This window comes from Arthrobacter sp. K41 (genome assembly GCF_059089645.1).
Genome location: NZ_JBNHEW010000003.1, coordinates 276,288 through 296,562, shown reverse-complemented (window position 1 = coordinate 296,562; position 20,275 = coordinate 276,288). Strand labels below are relative to the sequence as shown.

The window sequence follows — 20,275 nt, the reverse complement described above, 5'->3', positions numbered from 1 at the left end:
TCTCTAAAGCTCGCCGATCCCCGAAACCACGTTGGCGCGCCCCTCCGCCAGGCTGTAGGAAAGGCCAATGACGGCAGTGCGTCCGCTTTCAATTGCGTCGGAAATCACACGGGAGCTGTCCGCCAGCCGCTGGGCCGTCTGCTTGACGTGCTCCACCACCATGTCGTTGACCTCATGCTTGTCCTGGCGGATGGAGGTCAGCACCGAAGGGGTGATGCGCTCCACCAGGTCGCGGATGAAGCCCGGCGGCATCTCTCCGGTGTCCACGGCTGCCTTGGTTGCGCTGACGGCGCCGCAGCTGTCATGCCCGAGGACAGCGATCAGCGGCACCCCGAGGACACCGACGCTGTACTCCAGAGATCCCAGGACGGCGTCGTCGATGACTTGCCCTGCGGTGCGCACCACAAAAACATCGCCCAGTCCAACGTCGAAAATAATCTCGGCGGCCAGCCGTGAGTCGGAACAACCGAAAATCACGGCGAAGGGGTGCTGGTTTTCCACCAGGGAGGACCTGCGCGAGGCGTCCTGGTTGGGGTGCGACGTCTCGCCGCTGACAAAACGTTCGTTTCCTTCGCGCAGACGGCGCCAGGCAAGTGCAGGAGTCAGGTAAGTAGCCACGCGACTACGTTACGGTGCAGTAGCCGCCGATGGTGAAACTGTGACGGCGGGGCTGCTTTCCATGGACTTCACGACGGCGTCTGCCAGGGTGGCGAATTCGTCCAGGTGGGCAGCCCCGGCGAGGATGACGGTGGTCCCGCGGTACTCAAGCACCATCGACTTTTCGCCCTTTCCCGTGTCCCGCAGCTGCCATTGCTGGCCGCCTGCGTTCCGGGAACCGGTGACCGGGGCGTTCCCGGTCTCCTGAAGGAGCCAGGTGGGGTTGGCGGCACGGGTCTGGACCAGTCCGATGAAGGACTCCTTGGGCGTAATGTAACCCACCTCCCAGGCCGGCACACCGCTGCCCGTGCCGGCTTCCCACCGGGCGTAGTTGGCCCGGAAGGAGTTGCCGGTATCGGGCGCCGCCGGTGTGAATCCTGCCACGTCTGTGGCGTTCCGGGCCGCTGCACTGACATCGACGTTCGGGCGGTAGCCGTCGCTCTTGGGGGAGGGGTTCATCAGGACGATGGGCAGGAAGGCCGCAATGCTCACCACCAGGGCAATGATCATGCCGATCACCGAAGCGTTGGCCCGCTTGGCTGCTGCCGCCGGAATAACAGGCTTAACCGGGCCCTGTCCGTGAGCCCCGCCCGGTCCGCTGTTGCTTCCGGATCCTGCTGGTGCGGGGGAAGGGGTGGTCTTTTCCTGCGATTCTTTCACCCCTCTATAGTCGCCCATTCCGGTGTGCAACTCACACCCGGCCCGGGCGGAGCAGGCCCGCCAATGAACGTCACCTTCGCGTACATTGCGCGGTGGCGTCATTCCGCCGCCGGAAAGCGGTGCCGCGACTATGATCGGTATCAGAGGAATCACCGCCGGCTGTTCCGGCCGGCGGGTTCAATGATCGCCACTCGAAGAAGAGGTTCACGTGTCACAAGCGTCCATGACCCAGAAGTACTCCACGATCTCCCCGTCCCTGGCGGTGGGCAACGATGAGCCGGACCGCAACCTTGCCCTCGAGCTAGTCCGCGTTACCGAAGCAGCAGCAATCGCCGGCGGGCACTGGGTTGGTTTCGGCGACAAGAACACGGCCGACGGTGCTGCCGTAGACGCCATGCGCTCCTTCCTCCAGACCGTCCACTTCAACGGCGTTGTGGTCATCGGCGAAGGCGAAAAAGACGAAGCGCCCATGCTGTTCAACGGCGAACGCGTCGGCGACGGTACCGGCCCGGAGTGCGATGTGGCGGTTGACCCCATCGACGGAACCCGGCTCACCGCCCTGGGCATCAACAACGCCCTGGCCGTGCTGGCTGTGGCTGAGCGCGGCTCCATGTTCGACCCTTCCGCGGTGTTTTACATGGAGAAGCTTGTCACCGGCCCGGAAGCGGCGGACATGGTGGACCTCCGCCTTCCCGTGAAGCAGAACCTGCACCTGATTGCCAAGGCCAAGGGCGTCAAGGTCAACCAGCTCAACGTCATGATCCTGGACCGCGACCGCCACCGCCCGCTGGTGGAGGAAATCCGCGAGGCCGGCGCGCGCACCAAGTTCATCATGGACGGAGACGTTGCCGGCGCCATCGCTGCTGCCCGCTCCGGTACCGGGGTGGACGCGCTGATGGGCATCGGCGGAACCCCCGAAGGCATCGTTGCTGCCTGCGCCATCAAGTCCCTGGGCGGCGTTATCCAGGGCCGGCTGTGGCCCACCAGCGATGACGAGAAGCAGAAGGCGCTCGACGCCGGCCACGACCTGGATCGCGTCCTGTCCACGAACGATCTCGTCTCCAGCGACAACTGCTACTTCGCAGCAACAGGTATTACTGACGGTGACCTTCTCAAGGGCGTCAGGTACTCCAAGGACAAGGTCCTGACCCAGTCAATCGTGATGCGCTCCAAGTCCGGCACCATCCGCTTTGTGGACGGGGAGCACCAGGCCAGCAAGTGGGAAGGGTACGCCCGCAAAAGCTGATTCTTTTCCTGCTTGAGACAGATCCCCGGAGCCCTGCACGGCGGCTCCGGGGATCTGCCGTTTGAGGCGTTGGTATAGGGTTGAAGCCATGATTCCTGCTGTTGTGCCCTGTACTGACCGCGCCCTTTGGGACGAACACGTTGACCAGTTCCAGGGACATCCGCAGCAGCTGTGGGGGTGGGGCGAAACCAAGGCCATGCACGGCTGGTCCGTGGACCGGGTGCTGGTCAACGACGACGGCGAAACGGCAGGCTGCGCCCAGCTGCTCATCCGCCGGCTGCCGTTCCCCTTCCGCGCCCTGGTCTACATTCCACGGGGTCCGATGTGTTCGGTGGAGAACGCCCCTGCCGTGCTTGGCCACCTGGCAGAGTATGCGGCCGTCCGCCACCGCGGCGTTGCGTTGAGCATAGAACCCGACTGGGACCAGGACTCGGACTTCGCCGGTGCCGTCGCCTCGGCCGGCTTCCGGGCAACCACCAACACCGTCCTTATTCCGCGGACGCTCATCCTGGACCTCACCCGCACTGACGACGAACTGATGGCGGAGATGTCCAAATCCACCAGGGCGAACATCCGCAAGGCGATGCGCAGCGATGTGGAGTTCCGCAAGGTCAAAAATGACGCCGAGCTTGAACAGGTTCTGGCGATCTACCACGAGACCGCCGAGCGTGCCGGGTTTGGCATCCACGAAGACCAGTACTACCGGGACATCTTCAAGAACATGGGCGACGGCTCGCCTGTCGTTGCCGCGTTCGACGGCGAGGAGATGCTTGCTTTCGTCTGGCTCGCAAGGAGCGGCTCCACCGCCTTTGAGCTGTACGGCGGGGTCTCCGCCGAAGGGCAAAAGCAGCGCGTGAATTACGGTGTGAAATGGGCAGCGCTGCAGGCCATGCGGGAAGACGGCTGTTCCCGGTACGACTTCAACGGCCTGCTCAACGACGGCATCTCCGACTTCAAGAAGCAGTTCGCCAAGCACGAAAACATGCTCCTGGGCACGTGGGAAAAGCCGCTGTCGCCGTTCTACCCCGCCTACGCACAGGCCATGCCGCTGGCCCGCCGGGGGCTCCAGACAGGTCGGCGCCTGCTGAAGACCGCAGCCGGCCGGGTCCGGCCCCTGATTCGGAAGCTGCGCCCGGGCAACTGACCCTGCATGGTTGCCTTTTGTTACAACAAAGGGCGACGGCGGCACCCGCGCGGGTGCCGCCGTCGCCCTTTGGGGTTGTCGGTCAGCTGCGCACAGCAGTCCGCTGCAGTCCTGTGGTGACAGCAAATGCCAGCGCCGGCCCGGTGCTGCCCGCCACCGCGTGAACGTTGACCGGGGCTTCGGCGGCCGCCAGGAAGGCGCTGCCGCCGCGGGAAAGCTGAAGATCGCCCTTGGGCGAGTCCAGATAGACATCTCCGGCAACGACGATCACCACAGCGGCGCCGGACTGGGCCAGCGGGACGGGCCCGGCGCCGGGGGCGAGTTCGATGCGCTGCAGTTGGAATTCTTCAAAGGGCGGGCGGAAAAGCTCCTGGTCCATCACGGACCGCTCAGCCTCGAGCATCGGCACTGCCACGGGCTGGAAGTCGATGGTTTTCAGCAGTTCGGGGACGTCCACGTACTTGGGGGTGAGCCCTCCGCGCAGGACGTTGTCGGAGGACGCCATGACCTCAACACCGAGGCCGTGCAGGTAGGCGTGGACGTTGCCGGCAGGAAGGTAGACCGCCTCACCGGGCTCAAGGGAGATGCGGTTCAGCAGCAGCGAGATCAGGACGCCGGGATCGCCGGGGTACTTCTCGTTGAGGCTGATCGCGGTTGAGAGTTCGGCGTCGAAGGGAGCCAGCGAAGCTCCGGAATGCAAGGCCGCCACCACCAGCGCTGTACCCTCAGCCACGGCCTGGCCGCCGGAGATCAGCCGCTCAAAGGCCGTACGCAGGGCGGCGCGTTCATCCTTGTCGTCAAGATCCGCCAGCAGGGCGGTGATCAGTGCCGGCACCCCGCGCCCGGCTGCATCACAGGCGGCGGCAACGTGCTGCAGGACTGCCCGGCTGGCGGCGGCCGGCCGGAAACCACACAGCGCCTCAAACGGTGTCAGGGCAAGGATCATCTCGGGTTTGTGGTTATCGTCCCGGTAGTTCCTGTCGGGGGCATCGGCTGCGACGCCCTCGGCGTTTTCCCGGGCAAAGCCCGCCTTCGCCTGCTCAAGGCTTGGGTGCACCTGGAGGGACAGCGGCTGGGCAGCCGCCAGGATCTTGGTGAGGAAGGGCAGCCGGGGACCGAAACGCGCCACGGAGTCCGCACCCAGGAAATGTTCCGGGTCCCTTTTGATCAGGGCGTCCAGAGGAGCCGTGGAGCCGTCCTCGGGCAGGTGGGCCAGGGACGGTGAGTCCGGGTGCGCTCCGATCCACAACTCGGCTTCCGGGCCGCCCGACTCGGGACGCCCCAGCAGGGCGGCAATCGCCGTCGTCGATCCCCAGGCATAGTCCCGGAGGACGTTCTCAATCTCGTACAATGCGGTGTCCGTTCCGTAGGTGAATGTGGTGGCGGCGGCTACAACGGGGCGCACTGGCCGTTGGCTGCCACAAGTTCCCGGATGGCCTGCTCTTCGCCCTGGCTCTTGAGCTCGTTGAGCATCTCTTCGGTGATCGGCTCGCCGTCAGGAGTGGTGGTCACAGGAGTGAAGTCCGCAGCCGGGGGAGACTGCTGGGTCCGGATTCCGCCGGCAACGGGCAGCGCGGTGTCCAAACGTGCCGGTGCAGCCTGCAGCCCTCCGCCGGCGGTGCGCGGCACCACCATGGCGTCATCCGGCAGCCCGGCGGACTGGGCTTCCGGAGCGGGAGCCAAGAGCTGGTCCACGCGCTCATGGATGACGTCGAAGTCGGGCACGGTGGAGAATGACGCGTCAAAATCCGGCGGGCCGATGGTGAGGCGTTTGATCTCCTGGCCTTTTGCCTTCATGGCCAGGTCCACAAAGCTTCCCAGCTGCGAGGAGGAGATATTGGAGTCCACCACCTTTGTTCCGGCGTTGGCGATTTCCTCGAACTTGCTCAGCAGGGTAGCGGGGTCCAACTGCTTGAGCATGGCCTGCTGAACACACTGCTGGCGCTGGATACGGGCGTAGTCATCAACGAATTCGCGCGACCGCCCGTACCAGAGTGCATGGTAGCCATCCAGCCTCTGATCCCCGGCGGGGATCCAGCCCAGGGGCATCCCGTGGATGCCGTTGGCCTCATCAATGGTTTCGCCGCTGATGGGCACCCAGCCGCCGGCCTTGATCCTGATGCCGCCCATGGCGTCAATCAGCTTGGAAAACCCCTCCATATCCACCAGCACGTACGCCTGCACCGTGATTCCCAGCGTTCCGGACACCGCCTCGAGCGTGGCCTGCGCCCCGGGATCTGCAACGCCGGGGTAGAGGTCGGCGTGCGAGTTGTTTACTTCGGTGTTGATGGCGTTGATCAGGCAGGCGTCACCGCAGTCGTACCCGTCAGGGTAGATCGCCCGCATGGGGGAGTCCTCGCTGAACTGGGCGTTTTGGAGGTTCCGGGGCACGGAGATGATGGCGGTTTGGCCGGTTTCGGCATCCACGCTCAGGACCGAGAGGCTGTCGGTGCGCCTGCCGGTGCGGTCGTCGCCGGCGTCACCGCCCATCATCAGGAAGTTGTAGCGGCCCTCCACGGGGTCGATAGCGGGGCCGGCGGAAAAGATGCTGCCGATCGCGTTGCGCCCCACGTTGAGCAGGTAGGCCGTGTAACCCAGGGTTCCGCTGCCCAGGACCATCGCCACAACCAGCGAGATCACGACGGCGGGCCGTGCCGGTGGTGCCAGCAGGACCGGGCGGATGAGCCGCAGCGTATTGATGAACAGGAGTGCCCACCCGGCGGCGAGTGCCGCCAGCAGGATCACGATGACCAGCGAGGCAATCGGGTGGGTCACGATGTTGATGAGCAGCGGCCGGTTGAAGACCAGCAGGAGCACGGCCAGCACCAGGGCCGCCCAGACGCACAGCGTGACCCGAAGCGCAGCGCGCCCCAGTTTGCGGTCGCCCGCGACGAGCTGAGCGCTGCCCGGCACCGAAAGAGTCAGGAGCACAAGCACGAAGCCCCGCTTGGTCCGGACCGGGGAGGAGGCGCTCACCGGGTAGCGGACCGGATCGGTCAGCGTCGCGTCAGAAGCGGGCGGCGGGAGCTTTCTGCTGGACACGGCCGCCTTCCTAACGGCTGCCCCGGAGCGGGCCGTTGCCTTCGGCGAAGACCTCGCTGACCTTCTGCCGCAGGTTTGCCCCCTTGCGCGACGCTACGGCATTCAGGTCTGCGGCGAACTCCAGTAGGTCGGCGCGCAGCGACGCCGCGAGCTCGTCCGTGCCTGCTGCAAGCATCCGGACCGCCAGGAGGCCGGCATTGCGTGCACCGGCGATGGAAACGGTGGCTACGGGAACACCGGCGGGCATCTGCACAATGGAGAGCAGCGAGTCCATGCCATCCAGCGTCTTGAGCGGGACCGGCACTCCGATCACGGGGAGCGGAGTGACGCTGGCCAGCATCCCGGGCAGGTGGGCGGCACCGCCGGCGCCGGCAATAATCACCCGCAGCCCGCGCTCGTGCGCGGTCTGGCCGTAGCGGATCATCTCAGTGGGCATCCGGTGGGCGGACACAACGTCGGCTTCAAAGGGGATGCCGAACTCCGCGAGGGCGTCAGCGGCAGCCTCCATGACCGGCCAGTCCGAATCCGAACCCATCACTAGCCCTACCAGCGGGTTGCCGGCGGAACCCCGGGCGGGGCTGGTTTCGGCGCTCATGCCTTCTCCTCAAAAATTGCCGGGGGTTCTTCTGCGGGTACCCGCCCGTCGCGGATGATGCCTGCCACGGTTCCTGCACGGCGCCGGACGGCGTCAACCTCGTCCGTGGATGACCCCACGAGGTTCACATGGCCAATCTTCCGGCCCGGCCGTACCGATTTGCCGTAGCAGTGCACCTTGGCCGCCGGCTCGCTGGCCAGCGCCAGCGGGAAGGCGGAAAACAGGTCCTGGTTCTCGCCGCCCAGGAAGTTCTTCATCACCACTACCGGAGCCAGGACGTCCGTTGCCCCCAGCGGCAGGTTCAGGACCGCACGGAGGTGTTGTTCAAACTGGCTGGTGACGGACCCGTCCTGGGTCCAGTGCCCGGTGTTGTGGGGGCGCATGGCCAGTTCATTGATGAGGAACCCCGCACCTGTACCAGGAGTTTCGAAGAGCTCCACGGCAAGGACCCCTGTCACTCCCAGTTCATGGGCTATGCGCAGGGCGGCATCCTCGGCGGCCGCGGCAACCTCCACCGGGATGTCCAGGGCGGGGGCAATGACTTCGTCGCACACCCCGTCAACCTGGATGGTGTGGACCACGGGCCAGGCGCGGGCTTCGCCGTCCGGGGTCCTGGCCACAAGCGCGGAAAGTTCCCGGGTGAAGTCGACCTTCGCCTCCGCGAGAAGCGGGCTCATGGCCTCAAACCATTCTGTGGTTTCGGCAGCCTCTTCAGCTGAGGAGATGATCCGTACGCCCTTGCCGTCATAGCCGCCGCGCGGCGTTTTCAGGACTACCGGCCATCCCGTGTCCTCGCCAAAGTTGATGAGCCCGGCCACATCGGCAACCGAAGCCCACGCGGGGTTGGGAAGCTCCAGCCGCTCAATGGCGGCGCGCATCACCAGTTTGTCCTGGGCGTGGACCAAAGCGTCGGGGCCGGGCTGGACGTTGACCCCGGCTTCCTGCAGGGCCCGCAGATGGGCCGTGGGGACGTGCTCGTGATCGAAGGTCATGACGTCCAGGCCCTGGGAGAACTCCAAAAGGGTCTGCAGGTCCTTGTAATCACCCACTGGTGATAAGGCCACCGCCGAGACGGCGGAGACGTCGTCGCCTTCGGCAAGGACACGCAGTTCAAAGCCGAGCGCAGTTGCGGCTGGGGCCATCATTCTCGCGAGCTGGCCGCCGCCAACCACACCTATTACTGGAAAAGTCACATGTGCCAGCCTACCGAAGACCGCAGGGTATCCCGCTTTTTGGGACGCGGCGGGGAAGCAGTTTTGACTCCGCCGGTCCGTTCCTGCCCCACGTTAGGGGGCTGCCCTCCAGCTTCAGGGGCTAAAATGGGCCTCCGGCCGTGTGGCCCATTGTTTCAACGGCCATGGAGGGTCATGTTTAACACGCTTACAGATCGCATCCGGGGGCTCGCCTCACTTTTCTGGCGTGAGGTGGCCAAATTCGGAGCCGTAGGCGGTGTGGCATTCGTCATCGACAACGGCCTCACGTATTACCTCATGCACGGCCCCATGACGGACAGCGAGGCCAAAGCCAGGTTTGTTGGCGCCTCCGTAGCCACGATATTTTCCTGGATTGCCAACCGCCTCTGGACCTTCCGGCACCGCAGGCAGGACAACGTGCTCCGTGAATTCCTGATGTTCATCCTTATCAACGGCATCGGCATCGGCATCTCCACCGGCTTCACTGCCCTGGCGAAGTACGGACTCGGCATAACAGACAAGAACATGCTCTTCTTCGCGGGAGTGGCAGGAATCCTGGTGGCCACGGTGGTCCGCTTCTTCGCCTACCGGTTCCTGGTGTTCAACAAGGAACTGGACCAGGAGCCGGAGTTCTCCCACGACCACGAACTCATCGAACTCCACCACCATTCCGCGGATGCCGGCGCCGGCGTTCCGGAGCGGGAGCCTGTAACAGAAGACCCCGCCCGGCCCAAAAACTAGACCGGCCTGAAAGCGGGGCCGGCCCGGAAAGCCGGGCCAGCCCCCCATCAGGGATGTTGCTCAGAAGCCGATATCAGGTGCCGTGGATGCGTTCCGCGGCGAGCAGCTTCTCAGTGGGCTCCACGTCGGGATGTGTCATCACCACTGAGCCCCCGTGCCGCCACGCGCCCAAGGCATTGGCCAGCGCCGCCTCCAGCCCGTCCCGCCCCGGAATGTGCAGCCGCACGGCCTCCCCGTGGGACACTGCGAAGCCGTCCAGCAGATCCTGGTGGGAGTGCCGGCGGCCGTCCTGGGCAACGATCGCACAGGCCAGGGGGTCGGCTTCGGTGTGCTGCATAAAAACGTCACCGTGGGAGCGCACGTCCGCCGCGTAATCAAGGCAGCCGGCGGGCAGTTCACCGGCCCAGCGCATAGCCAGGGCCGGCAGTGCCACGGCCACGACGGCGCCGTACTTCCCTGCTGCCGCTTCCGGAGTGGCCGTGGCCAAAAGGTCCGCCGCATCACCGCTGAGGACCGTCTCCATGCCCAGCTGCCAGGCGGCCAGGGCCCAGACCAGGCCTTTCCAGTGCGCGGGCAGGTCCAGCGCCAGCCGCATGCCGGGTTCGGCGTCCAGCTCGTCCTGGAGCAGGTTGCTGGTTTTGGCCACCCAGTTGTCCAGCACCTTCCCGGAGAGCTCTACGCGCTCCGAGTCCGGGCCGTACCAGGTAAGGCGCGGGGCGGTGGAGTTGCCTGAGCGGAGGCTGGTCATCAGATCGATTGCCGGGGTAGTCATGCCCTAATCCTGCCACCGCAGAGGAGCGCGGTCACCGGTGCGTCACCCCGACAAAAACGTGAGGCCGCTCAGGTGATCTTCGTCTCGTCAGCAGATGGGGCACTTTGCCGTACAGGGGCCGGGAACCGGGCTTACGGCGGTGTTTCCGGAGCGGAAGCGCTGCATAAACGGTGCGGGAATGGGTAACCCGCCAAAAGTTCGGGCGTGGCGTGCACCATGTTGGGGGCTGTTGGTGATTATTATCCGGGCAGCGGCTTGACTCACCCAAGTTACACGCGTGTAATTAGATGTCTAAAGGCACCTGCGTAAATACCGGCACACAACCGAGTGTCCACGTATCCAGGCAAGGGTTGCAACATCAGGAGGGTCGCCGTGGGGCAAGCAGAGCGTATCCAGGAAGATGCCGTCGTGGCCGGTCAGGCAACGGCAAAGTACCGTGCGCGGGGCGTTCCCAGCGATTGGTATGTCGATCCGGCCGATCCTGACGCCGCGGAGCGGTACAACACAAGCAACAGGGACTCCCAGGAGGACCAGGCCACAGCTTTCCTTGCCGCACATGAGGCACTTCTGAATGGCGGGCAGGACCCCGAGGATGAGCTCGACCCGCCCATGGAGCTGGCTGCGGCCGGAACGGCACAGCCTGTATGGATTGGACTGCCCTTCCAGCAGGACCTGGGTGATGAAGGCGAACTTGGGTGGCAGACGGACGCCCTCTGCGCCCAAACCGACCCCGAGGCCTTTTTTCCTGAAAAGGGAGGGTCCACCCGGGATGCCAAGAAGGTTTGCGGTGCCTGCAACGTGCGGTCCCAGTGCCTCGAATACGCCCTGGCCAATGACGAACGGTTCGGCATCTGGGGAGGCCTTTCCGAGCGTGAGCGCCGGCGGCTAAGGAAGCGAGCAATCTAATTCTTCAGGATGTCCACGTCACTGCCGTTGTGGTTGCCCACAACGGCAGTGCCTATCTCCCCAGAACCCTGGCAGCTTTGGCGGATCAGACCCGGGCTGCTGACGCCGTCATCGGCGTCGACACCGGCTCCCGCGATAATTCCAAAGCCCTCCTTGAACAGGCCCTGGGCGCGGCGCGCGTAGTAAGCCATCGCGGAAAGAACGGCATGGGTGCTGCGGTATCCGCGGGCCTCGCCGAACTCGCCCCTTGGCGGGCCGATCACGGCAACGGCAGTTCTGAGTGGATCTGGCTGCTTCACGATGACGCCGCACCCGCGCCGCAGGCCCTCGCCGAACTGCTCCTCGCCGTCGAGCGCGCCCCCTCCGTAACAGTTGCCGGCTGCAAGCAGCTGGACTGGCACGCCGGACGCAAGCTGGTGGACGTGGGCCTCTCCACCAGCCGTTGGGCGGAGCGGCTGACCCTCATTGACGCCGATGAACTTGACCAGGGGCAATACGACGGCCGCAGCGATACCTTCGCCGTCAATTCCGCCGGCATGCTTATCCGCCGCGACGTCTGGGAGCAGCTTGGCGGCTTTGACCCCGCACTCCCCGGCAGCGGCGACGACGTCGATTTCTGCTGGCGCAACCGCTTGGCCGGGCACCGCGTGGTGGTCGTCCCCGCGGCCAGGATGTTCCACGTAGTGCACCGGCCCCATGCGCTGGGCAACGCCGCCGCGGCCCGTAAAGCGCAGGTCCATTTGAGGCTGAAGCACGCGACGCCGTGGATGGTCCCCGTCCACGGCGTCGCCGCCCTCCTGGGCAGCATCTTCAAACTGGTGCTGAGCATTGCCGTAAAGGATCCCGGGCACGGCATTACACAGCTGGCAGCAACGTTCGCAGCGCTCGGCCGCCCGCGCGCAGTGATGAGGGCAAGGGCGAACGCCAGGAACAGCCGCCGCATCCGCCGGTCGGTAATCCGTAAGCTTCAGACACCCCGCCGTGAGGTCTGGAGCCACCGGCGTTCCCTCATGGAGGCGCTTGGTTCGGACGGGAGCCCGGCGGATTACCTCGAACAGGACCCGCTGGCGAACCAGCCCACCGGCGACGCCGAGGACGACTTCGCAGCGCTTGCCACCAGCAAGCGCGGCTGGGTGGGCAACGGAGCCCTGGCCACGGTCATTATCGCGTCCATTACCTCGCTGCTGGGCTTAGCCGGACTTTTCGGCGCCCCTGCCGTTACCGGCGGGGCGCTGATTCCGGTCTCAGCCGGCCTTGACGACATCTGGCACCACGCGTCCAGCTGGTGGATTTCCCTGGGTGCCGGGCTTCCCGGACGCGGGGATCCCTTTGGGTATGTCCTCTGGGTCCTGGGTGTGCTGGGGGGCGGTGACGCCAATGCCGCCATGGCCTGGCTGCTGCTGCTCGGCATGCCGCTGTCCGGCCTCACCGCATGGTTTGCTGCAGGCGGCCTGACCGTCCGCCGCCGCCTGCGCCTGGCAGCAGCTTTATTCTGGGCCGCGGCCCCGGCCCTGCAGGTGGCCCTCAACCAGGGCCGGGTTGGAGCCCTTGTTGCGCACATCATGATTCCGCTGCTGGTCCTGGCCTTGCTGCGGGCGACTGGCTCCGCTGTGGGACAGGGACGATTCCAGCAGCCGGCTGCCGGTGACCGCCGCTTCACCGGGCCGACGCCGGTGAAGCCCGGAATCAATGGAGTGCCGTCGTGGACGGCTGCAGCGGCGGCCGGCCTGGTGCTGGCTGTTGTGACGGCGTCCGCGCCGTCACTGCTGATACCTGCGACAGTGGTCATAATTCTTTGCTGGCTTCTCCGCGGGCGCCGGGGCCGGACAGTATGGTGGGCATTGCTGCCCACTGCGGCCCTGTTTATCCCGTTCGGGCTTTCAGCGCTTGACAGGCCGCGGGCCCTGCTGGCCGATCCCGGCCTGCCGCTGGGTTTTGATGCCGCCCCGCTGTGGCAGCAACTGCTCGGCCAGCCGCTCGAGTTCGGTCCCAACAGCGGGCTGGCCGGACTGCCGTACTTCGCGGGCAGCACGGTGCCGTGGGCCCTGTTGCTGGCCCTCCTTGCTGGTGTCCCCGTGGTGCTCCTGGCAGTGGCTGCCACCGGCATGCCCGGTAAACGGGCCGGAATGGCCAGGTCCCTGTGGGTGGTTGCCACTATCGCGCTCGCCGGAGGCTGGTTGGCCGGGCATGTGGCTACCGGCATAAATGCCGACACCATGGTCACACCCTTCCCTGGAGCGGCGGTTTCCGCAGCGGCGTTTGCCCTGCTCGCTGCCGCGGTCCTGGGAGCCGAGCGGCTGCTGGACTTCGCGGACCGGGCAGCGGCGGGCACTGCGAAACCCAGGAGGGCACTGCAGTCCGCGGCGGCATGCGCCATGGTGCTTCTGCTTGCCGGCCCCCTGGCAGGAATGGCTGCATGGTCGGCGCAGAACCTTCTCCGTCCAGCTGCAGCCACGGCCCAAATGCCCACGGCCTCCACCGCATTGGGCACGCCCCGGCTTGTCGAGGCAACCGGCGTGCGCACCCTTCCGGCGACAGCCACGGACCGCGGAACCGGGCCTGAACAGACACGCACCCTGTCCATCAGCACCGGCGAGAACGGCACGTATGATGCTTCCCTCATGAGGGGCGCGGGCACAACCCTGGACAGCCTTTCAACCATCGCCTCAGTGCGTAACATCCTGGGCGCGCCGGGATCAGAAACAGTGCGCGACGACGACGACGTCACCTCCGCGGTCCGCCGCGTGGTGGCAACGCTGGTAGCTGGCAAAGGCGTGGACCCGCGGACCGACCTCGAACAGCTGGGGGCCGGATTTGTGGTTCTCCGGGCAGCAGATACGGCAGCCCAGCTCACCGCCAGCAGGATGGATGCCGTCCCCGGGCTCATCGCGGTGGGGCAGACAGACACCGGATGGCTGTGGCGGATCACTCCACTGAACCAGCCGGCCCTCCATGCGGCGGACGTGGCCCACCGGGTACGGGTTGTTGACGCAGAAGGCGCCACCACCGCCCTCGTCCCGTCAGGGTATGACGACGTCGATGCCGCTGTTCCCGAAGGGCCGGAGGGCCGTCTGTTGGTACTGGCGGAACGGGCGGATCCCGGCTGGAGTGCATGGCTGGACGGCCGCAGGCTGACCTCAACAACTTCCGGATGGTCGCAAGCCTTTACCCTCCCGGCTTCGGCTGGCCACCTCACGGTGCGGTACGAGAACCCGTGGGCCCTGTGGTCTGGAATCGCGCAGTGCACCGTTATTGGTCTGACCATCATGCTTGCCATCCCGATGCCTGCCCCGCGCCAGAGGACAGGTCTTTCACGGAACGAAGGATCGCTGCGTAAGGAACACCAGAATGCATAGAACCTCCACGTCCGCGGAAGCATCGGGGCCAGGCGGTGCGACGGCCGTCGAACCCGCGAAAAGCTCTGAACCTGCCCGGCGCCCGGCGGCCTGGCGCAGGAAGGCGCTGGTGACCAGCCTGGCGTCTGCCGCCGTCGTCATCGCCAGTGCCGGCGCCGTAGTGGCGGCCGGATCAATCCTTCCGCAGCCCGTGTCCAGCCGAGCCGTACCCGCGGGTGAATCGGCAGTGCCGGCGGGCACCAGTGTTGGGGTCTGTCCCGGTCCGGCCAGGCTGCTGGAAGGTACTGAAGCGGGCACCGATCCGCAATTCAGCCCGGAGTCGGCAACGGCCGCAAGCTCGGTCACCGGAGCAGTACTCAGCGCAGGAGGGGTGCTGCCGGCAAGCCGGCTGTCGGAACTCAGCGGAGCAACAGCGGTTGAGATCGGAAAAGAGCAGGCCCCGGCAGCTGCCATCGCAGGAGGTGCGCAGGAGCTCCTCGCCGGCGTGGTGGCCGGCCAACGGGTGGACCAAATCAGCGTGCTTAGCGCCGATGCCGTGGTAAACCAGCAGGCCTCGGCGGCAGCGGCCATGAAGTTCACGGCAACCGACGGCGACCTGCAGGGAATTGCTGCAGCCAACTGCCTGCAGCCGTCGAATGACCAATGGCTCGCGGGTGCCAGCACCACCGTGGGCCGAACGTCGGTGCTGGTCTTGACCAACGGGTCTTCCACTCCGGCCACCGTCAGCCTCGAACTTTTCGGGTCCTCGGGGCAGATCCAGGCACCCGGCAGCCGGGGGCTGCTCGTGGCACCAGGGACATCGCGGCCGGTAGTCCTCGCCGGGCTGGCTCCCGGAGAGGCGCAGCTCAGCGTGCACGTACGCAGCGCCGGAGGCCCCGTCGCAGCCATCATCCAGCAGAGCGCCCTGCGCGGGCTGACTCCTGGCGGCGTGGACTTCATAACCCCGGGAGCGGCGCCGGCGGTCCGGCAGGTGATGACCGGAGTCGATATCCAGGACCCTGGCCAATCAGCTGCGCTGACCGGAAGGCCAGGGTACGAGGACGCCGGGCCAGCCCTGCAGCTCACCGTCCCCGGCCCCTCAGACGCCGTGGTGGAGGTCAAGCTCTACGGGCGCGACGGCCAGAGGGCACTGCCCAATGGGGGAGTCATCACAGCCAAGGCGGGCACCGCCACGGAAATTCCGCTGGCCGGCGTCCCGGCAGGCCACTACACGGTGGAGGCATCGTCGGATGTCACCTTTGTCGCTGCCACCCGGGTGACCCGGGGCCTCCAGGACGGCAAGGCCGCAGACGTCGCGTGGGCAGCATCGGGAGTAAGACTCGGCAGCCAGCACGTGGTCCCCGTTCCCCAGGGAGGCCAGCGCCACCTTGTTTTCGGTGCCCTGGACAACCGGGCCACCATCACCTATTCCGCCATCACTGCCGACGGGAAGGTCCGGGCGCCGTCCACCGCAGACATTGCCGGCGGAACCACCGCCTCCATCGCCATTCCGGAAAATGCCGAGGATTCCGCCGTCGTCGGCTATGTGGTGTCGGCTTCCGGCGACGCTGTGTATGGAGCTCTGTTGCTGCAGCAGGACGGGCGTGACGATGTGTCGACGCTTGCCTTCCTGCCGGCAGCGGCGGGACAGGAAACGGTGCCTGTCACGCTGAGTTACTGAAGATCCGCCGATGCCTGTCAGAGCCGATGCCTGATGTAAGCAGTGACTGGTGCGGATGCAGCGGGATCAGTACCGGCGGCGGTAGACGGGGTCAAGGGTCTCCGGGGCAACACCCAGCATTTCAGCCGTATGCTCCACCACCACGTCATGGACCAGGTCGTGGAGTTCGTCCACACTCCCGCACGCCTGCTCAACCACCCGGCGGTACACCGTGATCATCGGCCCGTCCCCGTCGGTCGCCGGGGTGTAGGAACCCATGGGGGCGGTGGTGCCATTTGCCGCCAATTGCTCAAGGTCCGGCGGGATTTCATCGACGCCGAAACGGACACCGTCAAGGGTCTTGCCCCAGATGTCATGCAGGCGCTGCGCGGAGTCCAGCACCATGTCATCGAAGCGGTCCGAACGGGTGCGGTAACCGGGATGGGTCGGGAGCATCACTTCCCCGCGAAGGCCCCGTCCGTGGCGGTTGCGGCGGCGCATCATAAAGCTCTTGCCCGGCGCCGCGCTGCCCGGGTCAGTGTGGGCATCCGGATCAGCCAACCGGACCGAAAAGCCTGACTCATGGTTCGATGACTGCATATATCGACTGTAAACCCGGGGGCGGATTTACGCGACACATGGGCTGCATGCACCGGTGCGCGTCGACCCGGGGCGGCAATACCGTGTTTTACCGCCTGCACGGAGTAGTCTGTGATGTCGTGGGAGCTATCCGTCAGTGTTCAAGATCTGCGTGCCGCCAGTCAGCGGTAGCCACTCTGACGTACGTCTACGCGGATTCCACGGCGGTCCTTGGTCCGCTGGCCACCTACGCCGAACCCCATTGTTACGATCTGTGTGAGCAGCACGCTGATTCTCTGACTGTCCCGCGGGGCTGGGAGGTTCTGCGCCTGGCCATGCCCTCCACGCCGCAGCAGCCCGGCCCGGATGACCTCCTGGCACTGGCCAACGCGGTCCGGGACGCCGCTGCCCTGCCTGCCCAGGCGCCGCCGCCGTCCGGTCAGCGCGGCTCCCATTCGGCGCTTGAAGCCCCGGCCGGCGCTGAAGGAACCCGCAGGGGCCACCTCCGCGCCCTGCGGGAACCGTCCTGAGCGGCATCTGGCGGTAGGCTGGAAGTTGCACTTCCGTCCGCTACCGGCGCCGGCGCGCCCGCCAGGAGCATGAAAAACAATGCCGAATATCAGTCCTGAACTCCTGTCCGTTCTGCGTTGCCCGGTAACAGGGTCCTCCCTGGTGCAGGAAGGCGGGGAACTTGTTGCAGCCGTCGCGGGCGAGTCCGGCGTGAGGCCCCGCTATGCCATCGAGGACGGGATTCCCCTCCTCCTGCCGCCCGAACTCCTGGCGGCAGCGGCGGCAGCTGGTTCGGACCAGCACGATTCGGACCAGCACGATTCAGCCGCCGGCAGACGCCGGGCCGTTTAACCCCCCACCAGTACAAACCACCGGCGCACACGCCGCGGCTCCCCGGCCCGGCACCGCAGCAGCATCCGGCTCCTGGCCGGACAGAGTAAAGGATTCACCATGGCTTTTGATTACAAGGTTGCCGACATCTCGCTGGCAGAGGCAGGCAGGCACCAGATCCGCCTGGCGGAGCACGAGATGCCCGGCTTAATGTCCCTCCGCGAGGAATTCGGCCCCACCCAGCCGCTTAAGGGTGCGCGGATCGCCGGGTCGCTGCACATGACGGTACAGACTGCGGTGCTGATCGAAACCCTTACCGCCCTGGGCGCCGAGGTCCGCTGGGCTTCCTGCAATATCTTCTCCACCCAGGATGAAGCCGCGGCTGCCGTAGTGGTGGGCAAGGGCACTGTGGAGGACCCCCAGGGTGTCCCGGTGTTTGCATGGAAGGGCGAGACGCTCGAGGAATACTGGTGGACGGCGGAGCAGATCCTCACCTGGCCCGGCGCCGAGACCAACCCGGAGCTCGGCCCCAACATGATCCTTGACGACGGCGGAGACGCCACCATGCTGGTGCACAAGGGCGCCGAGTTCGAGGCCGTGGGCAACGTTCCGTCCAACGACCCCACGGATTCCGAAGAATACGGCATCTTCCTTGACGTGCTGCGCCGCTCCCTCGCCGCAGACCCGCAGAGGTGGACCCGCACGGCCGCCGCCATCAAGGGAGTCACCGAAGAAACCACCACCGGCGTCCACCGCCTGTACCAGCTGGCTGAACAGGGCAAGCTCCTCTTCCCCGCAATCAACGTCAACGACTCCGTCACCAAGAGCAAGTTCGACAACAAGTACGGCATCCGGCACTCCCTTCCGGACGGCATCAACCGCGCAACGGACGTCCTCATGGGCGGCAAGGTCGCCGTCGTCTGCGGCTATGGCGACGTCGGCAAGGGCGCCGCGGAAGCGCTGCGGGGCCAGGGTTCCCGCGTGATTGTCACGGAGATCGACCCCATTTGCGCCTTGCAGGCCGCCATGGACGGCTACCAGGTGGCCAAGCTGGAGTCCGTCCTGGCCCAGGGCGATATCTTCATCACCACCACCGGCAACAAGGACGTCATCATGGCCGAGCACATGGCCGGCATGAAGAACAAGGCGATTGTGGGCAACATTGGCCACTTCGATAACGAAATCGACATTGCCGGACTCGCCCGAATCCCGGGCATCAAAAAGGTGGAAATCAAGCCGCAGGTCCACGAATGGGTTTTCGAGGCCGGCACCGAAGCCGAGCGTTCCATCATCGTCCTGTCTGAAGGCCGCCTGCTGAACCTGGGCAACGCCACCGGGCACCCGTCCTTTGTGATGAGCAACTCCTTCGCCAACCAGACCATCGCCCAGATCGAGCTGTGGACCAAGAAGGACCAGCCCGAGGGGGAGCGCGAGTACGAAAACCAGGTGTATGTCCTGCCCAAAGTCCTGGACGAAAAAGTTGCCCGCCTGCACCTGGGTGCGCTGGGCGTGGAGCTGACCGAATTGACCAAGGACCAGGCGGAGTACCTGGATCTGGACGTCGCCGGTCCGTACAAGCCCGAGCACTATCGTTACTAAGAAGTGAACTGCCCGGGTGCCCCGAGCACCCGGGCTGTTACTTTCTGCGCCTAGGATCAAAATATGGAGCCCGAAGTCCAGTCCCGCCGGCCGGGTCGTGTGAAGAAGATACTTGTGGTGGTGGCCGTCTGCCTCCTCGCCGCCGTCGGCGGGGTGTTCGCTGCAGTGGCACCGGGAATTGCCCGCGGAGCCATCGAGTCGGAGTCGGGGTCCGCTGCCAGGACATCACCCGGCATCGCAGCGCCGGTGATTGCCCCGGTCAAGTTCGACGCCGTGCCGGTTAACGGCGCCAAGCAGGTGAACCCGGCAGCCCCGGTGTCCCTGAAGGTGTCCAACGGCACCATAGAACGCGTCACCCTCACCAGCACCTCCGGAGAGACGGTGGAGGGCCGCATCGACGCCGCCGGCACAGGCTGGACGGCCTCCGGGCCGCTGAAATTCAATACGGACTACAGCTACACCTACGTCGTGAAGGACGGGGCCGGCCGCGAGACCAGCACCACCCAGGCCTTCAGCACCGTTTCCAGTTCCCACGAGGCCGATGCCGCTATCTACCCGCTGGATGGCATGAAGGTGGGTGTCGGGCAGCCGCTGCAGGTTATCTTCAGCGAACCCGTGCTTAACCGTGAGGCGGTGGAAAAGGCCATCAGCATCACCAGCAGCGCAGGCCAGGTGGGTGACTTCCACTGGCACAGCGACACCATGGTCCGGTACCGCGCGGAAAATTTCTGGGCGGCAAACTCCACGATCACCATGGACATGCAGCTGTTCGGCATGGACCTCGGCAACGGCCAGATCGCCAACTTCAACAAGAAGGTGAACGTCGCCATTGGTGACAAGAAGGTGGCAGTGGCGGATGCAGCAGCCCACACCTTCACGCTCAGCGTCAACGACCAGGTGGTCAAGACGCTGCCGGTGAGCATGGGGGATAAGCGGTTCCCGTCCGCGCGCGGGTACGGGGTGCTGATGGAGAAGAAGCGCTATGACCACTTCCGGGCCTCGAGCATCGGGCTGAAGCCCGACGATCCGGCCTACTACGGGGACGTTGACGTCGAATACACCATCCGGCTCACCCTCAGCGGTGCTTATATCCACCAGGCACTGGAATCTGCTTACCCCTTTATCGGCAATACCAACGTCTCACACGGCTGCATTGGATTTGCCCCCGACGGTGCCGCGTGGGTTTTTGACAACATGGGCACCGGCGACGTTGTCCACATCGTCAACACCGAGGGCGATTACGCGGCCCACGACGACGGTTTTGGCGACTGGAATATTCCGTGGAGCGAATACGCCAACTAGGCGC

18 protein-coding genes are annotated in these 20,275 nt (G+C 65.7%); 10 read left to right on the top strand and 8 right to left on the bottom strand.

The annotated features are described in order from the left end of the window. Window positions 1–3: 3 nt before the first annotated feature. Together AC5RTE_RS08965 and AC5RTE_RS08960 are read right to left on the bottom strand one after the other, a co-directional pair. Entirely contained in the window at window positions 4–618 is a 615-nt protein-coding gene (locus AC5RTE_RS08965; protein ID WP_494041039.1) for a carbonic anhydrase, read from the bottom strand. Window positions 619–627: 9 nt separating this feature from the next. After that, the gene (locus AC5RTE_RS08960) at window positions 628–1,335 is read right to left on the bottom strand and encodes a DUF4245 domain-containing protein (protein ID WP_494041038.1); all 708 of its coding nucleotides are present in this window, start codon (window positions 1,333–1,335) and stop codon (window positions 628–630) included. Between the two features lie 205 nt (window positions 1,336–1,540). Here AC5RTE_RS08960 and glpX point away from each other — a divergent pair, with 205 nt between their 5' ends. Beyond that, window positions 1,541–2,563: a class II fructose-bisphosphatase gene (glpX, locus tag AC5RTE_RS08955; protein ID WP_494041339.1), complete on the top strand. Its 1,023-nt coding sequence runs from the start codon at window positions 1,541–1,543 to the stop codon at window positions 2,561–2,563. Between the two features lie 88 nt (window positions 2,564–2,651). Continuing rightward, entirely contained in the window at window positions 2,652–3,707 is a 1,056-nt protein-coding gene (locus AC5RTE_RS08950; protein WP_494041037.1) for a lipid II:glycine glycyltransferase FemX, read from the top strand. An 82-nt stretch (window positions 3,708–3,789) separates the two neighbouring features. On the opposite strand, the gene manA is transcribed toward AC5RTE_RS08950, so the two are convergent. The 4 genes from manA to AC5RTE_RS08930 are packed head-to-tail and all read right to left on the bottom strand — an operon-like array spanning window position 3,790 to window position 8,537. Further along, on the bottom strand, window positions 3,790–5,058 hold the full coding sequence (gene manA, locus AC5RTE_RS08945) for a mannose-6-phosphate isomerase, class I (protein WP_494041338.1): 1,269 nt from the start codon (window positions 5,056–5,058) through the stop codon (window positions 3,790–3,792). 38 nt (window positions 5,059–5,096) lie between these two features. Continuing rightward, entirely contained in the window at window positions 5,097–6,749 is a 1,653-nt protein-coding gene (locus AC5RTE_RS08940; protein WP_494041036.1) for an LCP family protein, read from the bottom strand. Window positions 6,750–6,759: 10 nt separating this feature from the next. Continuing rightward, window positions 6,760–7,344, bottom strand: coding sequence for a 5-(carboxyamino)imidazole ribonucleotide mutase (gene purE, locus AC5RTE_RS08935; RefSeq protein WP_494041035.1), 585 nt, complete (start codon window positions 7,342–7,344; stop codon window positions 6,760–6,762). Then, the gene (locus AC5RTE_RS08930; RefSeq protein WP_494041034.1) at window positions 7,341–8,537 is read right to left on the bottom strand and encodes a 5-(carboxyamino)imidazole ribonucleotide synthase; all 1,197 of its coding nucleotides are present in this window, start codon (window positions 8,535–8,537) and stop codon (window positions 7,341–7,343) included. Before AC5RTE_RS08930 ends, purE begins: the two co-directional genes overlap by 4 nt. A gap of 174 nt (window positions 8,538–8,711) precedes the next feature. On the opposite strand from AC5RTE_RS08930, the gene AC5RTE_RS08925 reads away from it, so the two are divergent. After that, on the top strand, window positions 8,712–9,278 hold the full coding sequence (locus tag AC5RTE_RS08925) for a GtrA family protein (protein ID WP_494041033.1): 567 nt from the start codon (window positions 8,712–8,714) through the stop codon (window positions 9,276–9,278). A gap of 73 nt (window positions 9,279–9,351) precedes the next feature. On the opposite strand, the gene AC5RTE_RS08920 is transcribed toward AC5RTE_RS08925, so the two are convergent. Next, window positions 9,352–10,050, bottom strand: a complete 699-nt coding sequence (locus AC5RTE_RS08920) for a TIGR03089 family protein (protein ID WP_494041032.1) — start codon at window positions 10,048–10,050, stop codon at window positions 9,352–9,354. 372 nt (window positions 10,051–10,422) lie between these two features. On the opposite strand from AC5RTE_RS08920, the gene AC5RTE_RS08915 reads away from it, so the two are divergent. From AC5RTE_RS08915 to AC5RTE_RS08905, 3 genes are read left to right on the top strand one after another with little or no spacing between them, the layout of a single operon-like run. Beyond that, window positions 10,423–10,956: a WhiB family transcriptional regulator gene (locus AC5RTE_RS08915; protein WP_494041031.1), complete on the top strand. Its 534-nt coding sequence runs from the start codon at window positions 10,423–10,425 to the stop codon at window positions 10,954–10,956. A 29-nt stretch (window positions 10,957–10,985) separates the two neighbouring features. Then, the gene (locus AC5RTE_RS08910; RefSeq protein WP_494041030.1) at window positions 10,986–14,312 is read left to right on the top strand and encodes a glycosyltransferase family 2 protein; all 3,327 of its coding nucleotides are present in this window, start codon (window positions 10,986–10,988) and stop codon (window positions 14,310–14,312) included. Continuing rightward, window positions 14,305–15,972, top strand: a complete 1,668-nt coding sequence (locus tag AC5RTE_RS08905; protein ID WP_494041029.1) for a DUF5719 family protein — start codon at window positions 14,305–14,307, stop codon at window positions 15,970–15,972. The genes AC5RTE_RS08910 and AC5RTE_RS08905 overlap by 8 nt, the downstream gene beginning before the upstream one ends. 66 nt (window positions 15,973–16,038) lie before the next feature. Here the strand turns inward: AC5RTE_RS08905 and AC5RTE_RS08900 are convergent, their stop codons facing one another. Then, a complete protein-coding gene (locus AC5RTE_RS08900; RefSeq protein WP_494041028.1) occupies window positions 16,039–16,551 on the bottom strand; it encodes a metallopeptidase family protein in 513 nt (170 codons plus the stop codon). A 119-nt stretch (window positions 16,552–16,670) separates the two neighbouring features. Here AC5RTE_RS08900 and AC5RTE_RS08895 point away from each other — a divergent pair, with 119 nt between their 5' ends. The 4 genes from AC5RTE_RS08895 (at window position 16,671) to AC5RTE_RS08880 (ending at window position 20,271) form a co-directional block, all read left to right on the top strand. Next, entirely contained in the window at window positions 16,671–17,060 is a 390-nt protein-coding gene (locus AC5RTE_RS08895) for a DUF3499 domain-containing protein (protein ID WP_494041027.1), read from the top strand. A gap of 79 nt (window positions 17,061–17,139) precedes the next feature. After that, window positions 17,140–17,391, top strand: a complete 252-nt coding sequence (locus tag AC5RTE_RS08890) for a Trm112 family protein (protein ID WP_494041026.1) — start codon at window positions 17,140–17,142, stop codon at window positions 17,389–17,391. A gap of 99 nt (window positions 17,392–17,490) precedes the next feature. Next, entirely contained in the window at window positions 17,491–18,969 is a 1,479-nt protein-coding gene (ahcY, locus tag AC5RTE_RS08885) for an adenosylhomocysteinase (RefSeq protein ID WP_494041025.1), read from the top strand. Window positions 18,970–19,032: 63 nt separating this feature from the next. Continuing rightward, a complete protein-coding gene (locus AC5RTE_RS08880; RefSeq protein WP_494041024.1) occupies window positions 19,033–20,271 on the top strand; it encodes a L,D-transpeptidase in 1,239 nt (412 codons plus the stop codon). The last annotated feature ends 4 nt before the right edge of the window (window positions 20,272–20,275 follow it).

What these genes read in the sequence shown, in the direction of transcription:
- AC5RTE_RS08960 (WP_494041038.1), bottom strand. Translation starts at nt 1,335, where the DNA reads ATGGGCGACTATAGAGGGGTGAAAGAATCGCAGGAAAAGACCACCCCT.
- glpX (WP_494041339.1), top strand. Translation starts at nt 1,541, where the DNA reads ATGACCCAGAAGTACTCCACGATCTCCCCGTCCCTGGCGGTGGGCAAC.
- AC5RTE_RS08950 (WP_494041037.1), top strand. Translation starts at nt 2,652, where the DNA reads ATGATTCCTGCTGTTGTGCCCTGTACTGACCGCGCCCTTTGGGACGAA.
- purE (WP_494041035.1), bottom strand. Translation starts at nt 7,344, where the DNA reads ATGAGCGCCGAAACCAGCCCCGCCCGGGGTTCCGCCGGCAACCCGCTG.
- AC5RTE_RS08925 (WP_494041033.1), top strand. Translation starts at nt 8,712, where the DNA reads ATGTTTAACACGCTTACAGATCGCATCCGGGGGCTCGCCTCACTTTTC.
- AC5RTE_RS08920 (WP_494041032.1), bottom strand. Translation starts at nt 10,050, where the DNA reads ATGACTACCCCGGCAATCGATCTGATGACCAGCCTCCGCTCAGGCAAC.
- AC5RTE_RS08905 (WP_494041029.1), top strand. Translation starts at nt 14,305, where the DNA reads ATGCATAGAACCTCCACGTCCGCGGAAGCATCGGGGCCAGGCGGTGCG.
- AC5RTE_RS08900 (WP_494041028.1), bottom strand. Translation starts at nt 16,551, where the DNA reads ATGCAGTCATCGAACCATGAGTCAGGCTTTTCGGTCCGGTTGGCTGAT.
- AC5RTE_RS08890 (WP_494041026.1), top strand. Translation starts at nt 17,140, where the DNA reads ATGCCGAATATCAGTCCTGAACTCCTGTCCGTTCTGCGTTGCCCGGTA.
- ahcY (WP_494041025.1), top strand. Translation starts at nt 17,491, where the DNA reads ATGGCTTTTGATTACAAGGTTGCCGACATCTCGCTGGCAGAGGCAGGC.
- AC5RTE_RS08880 (WP_494041024.1), top strand. Translation starts at nt 19,033, where the DNA reads ATGGAGCCCGAAGTCCAGTCCCGCCGGCCGGGTCGTGTGAAGAAGATA.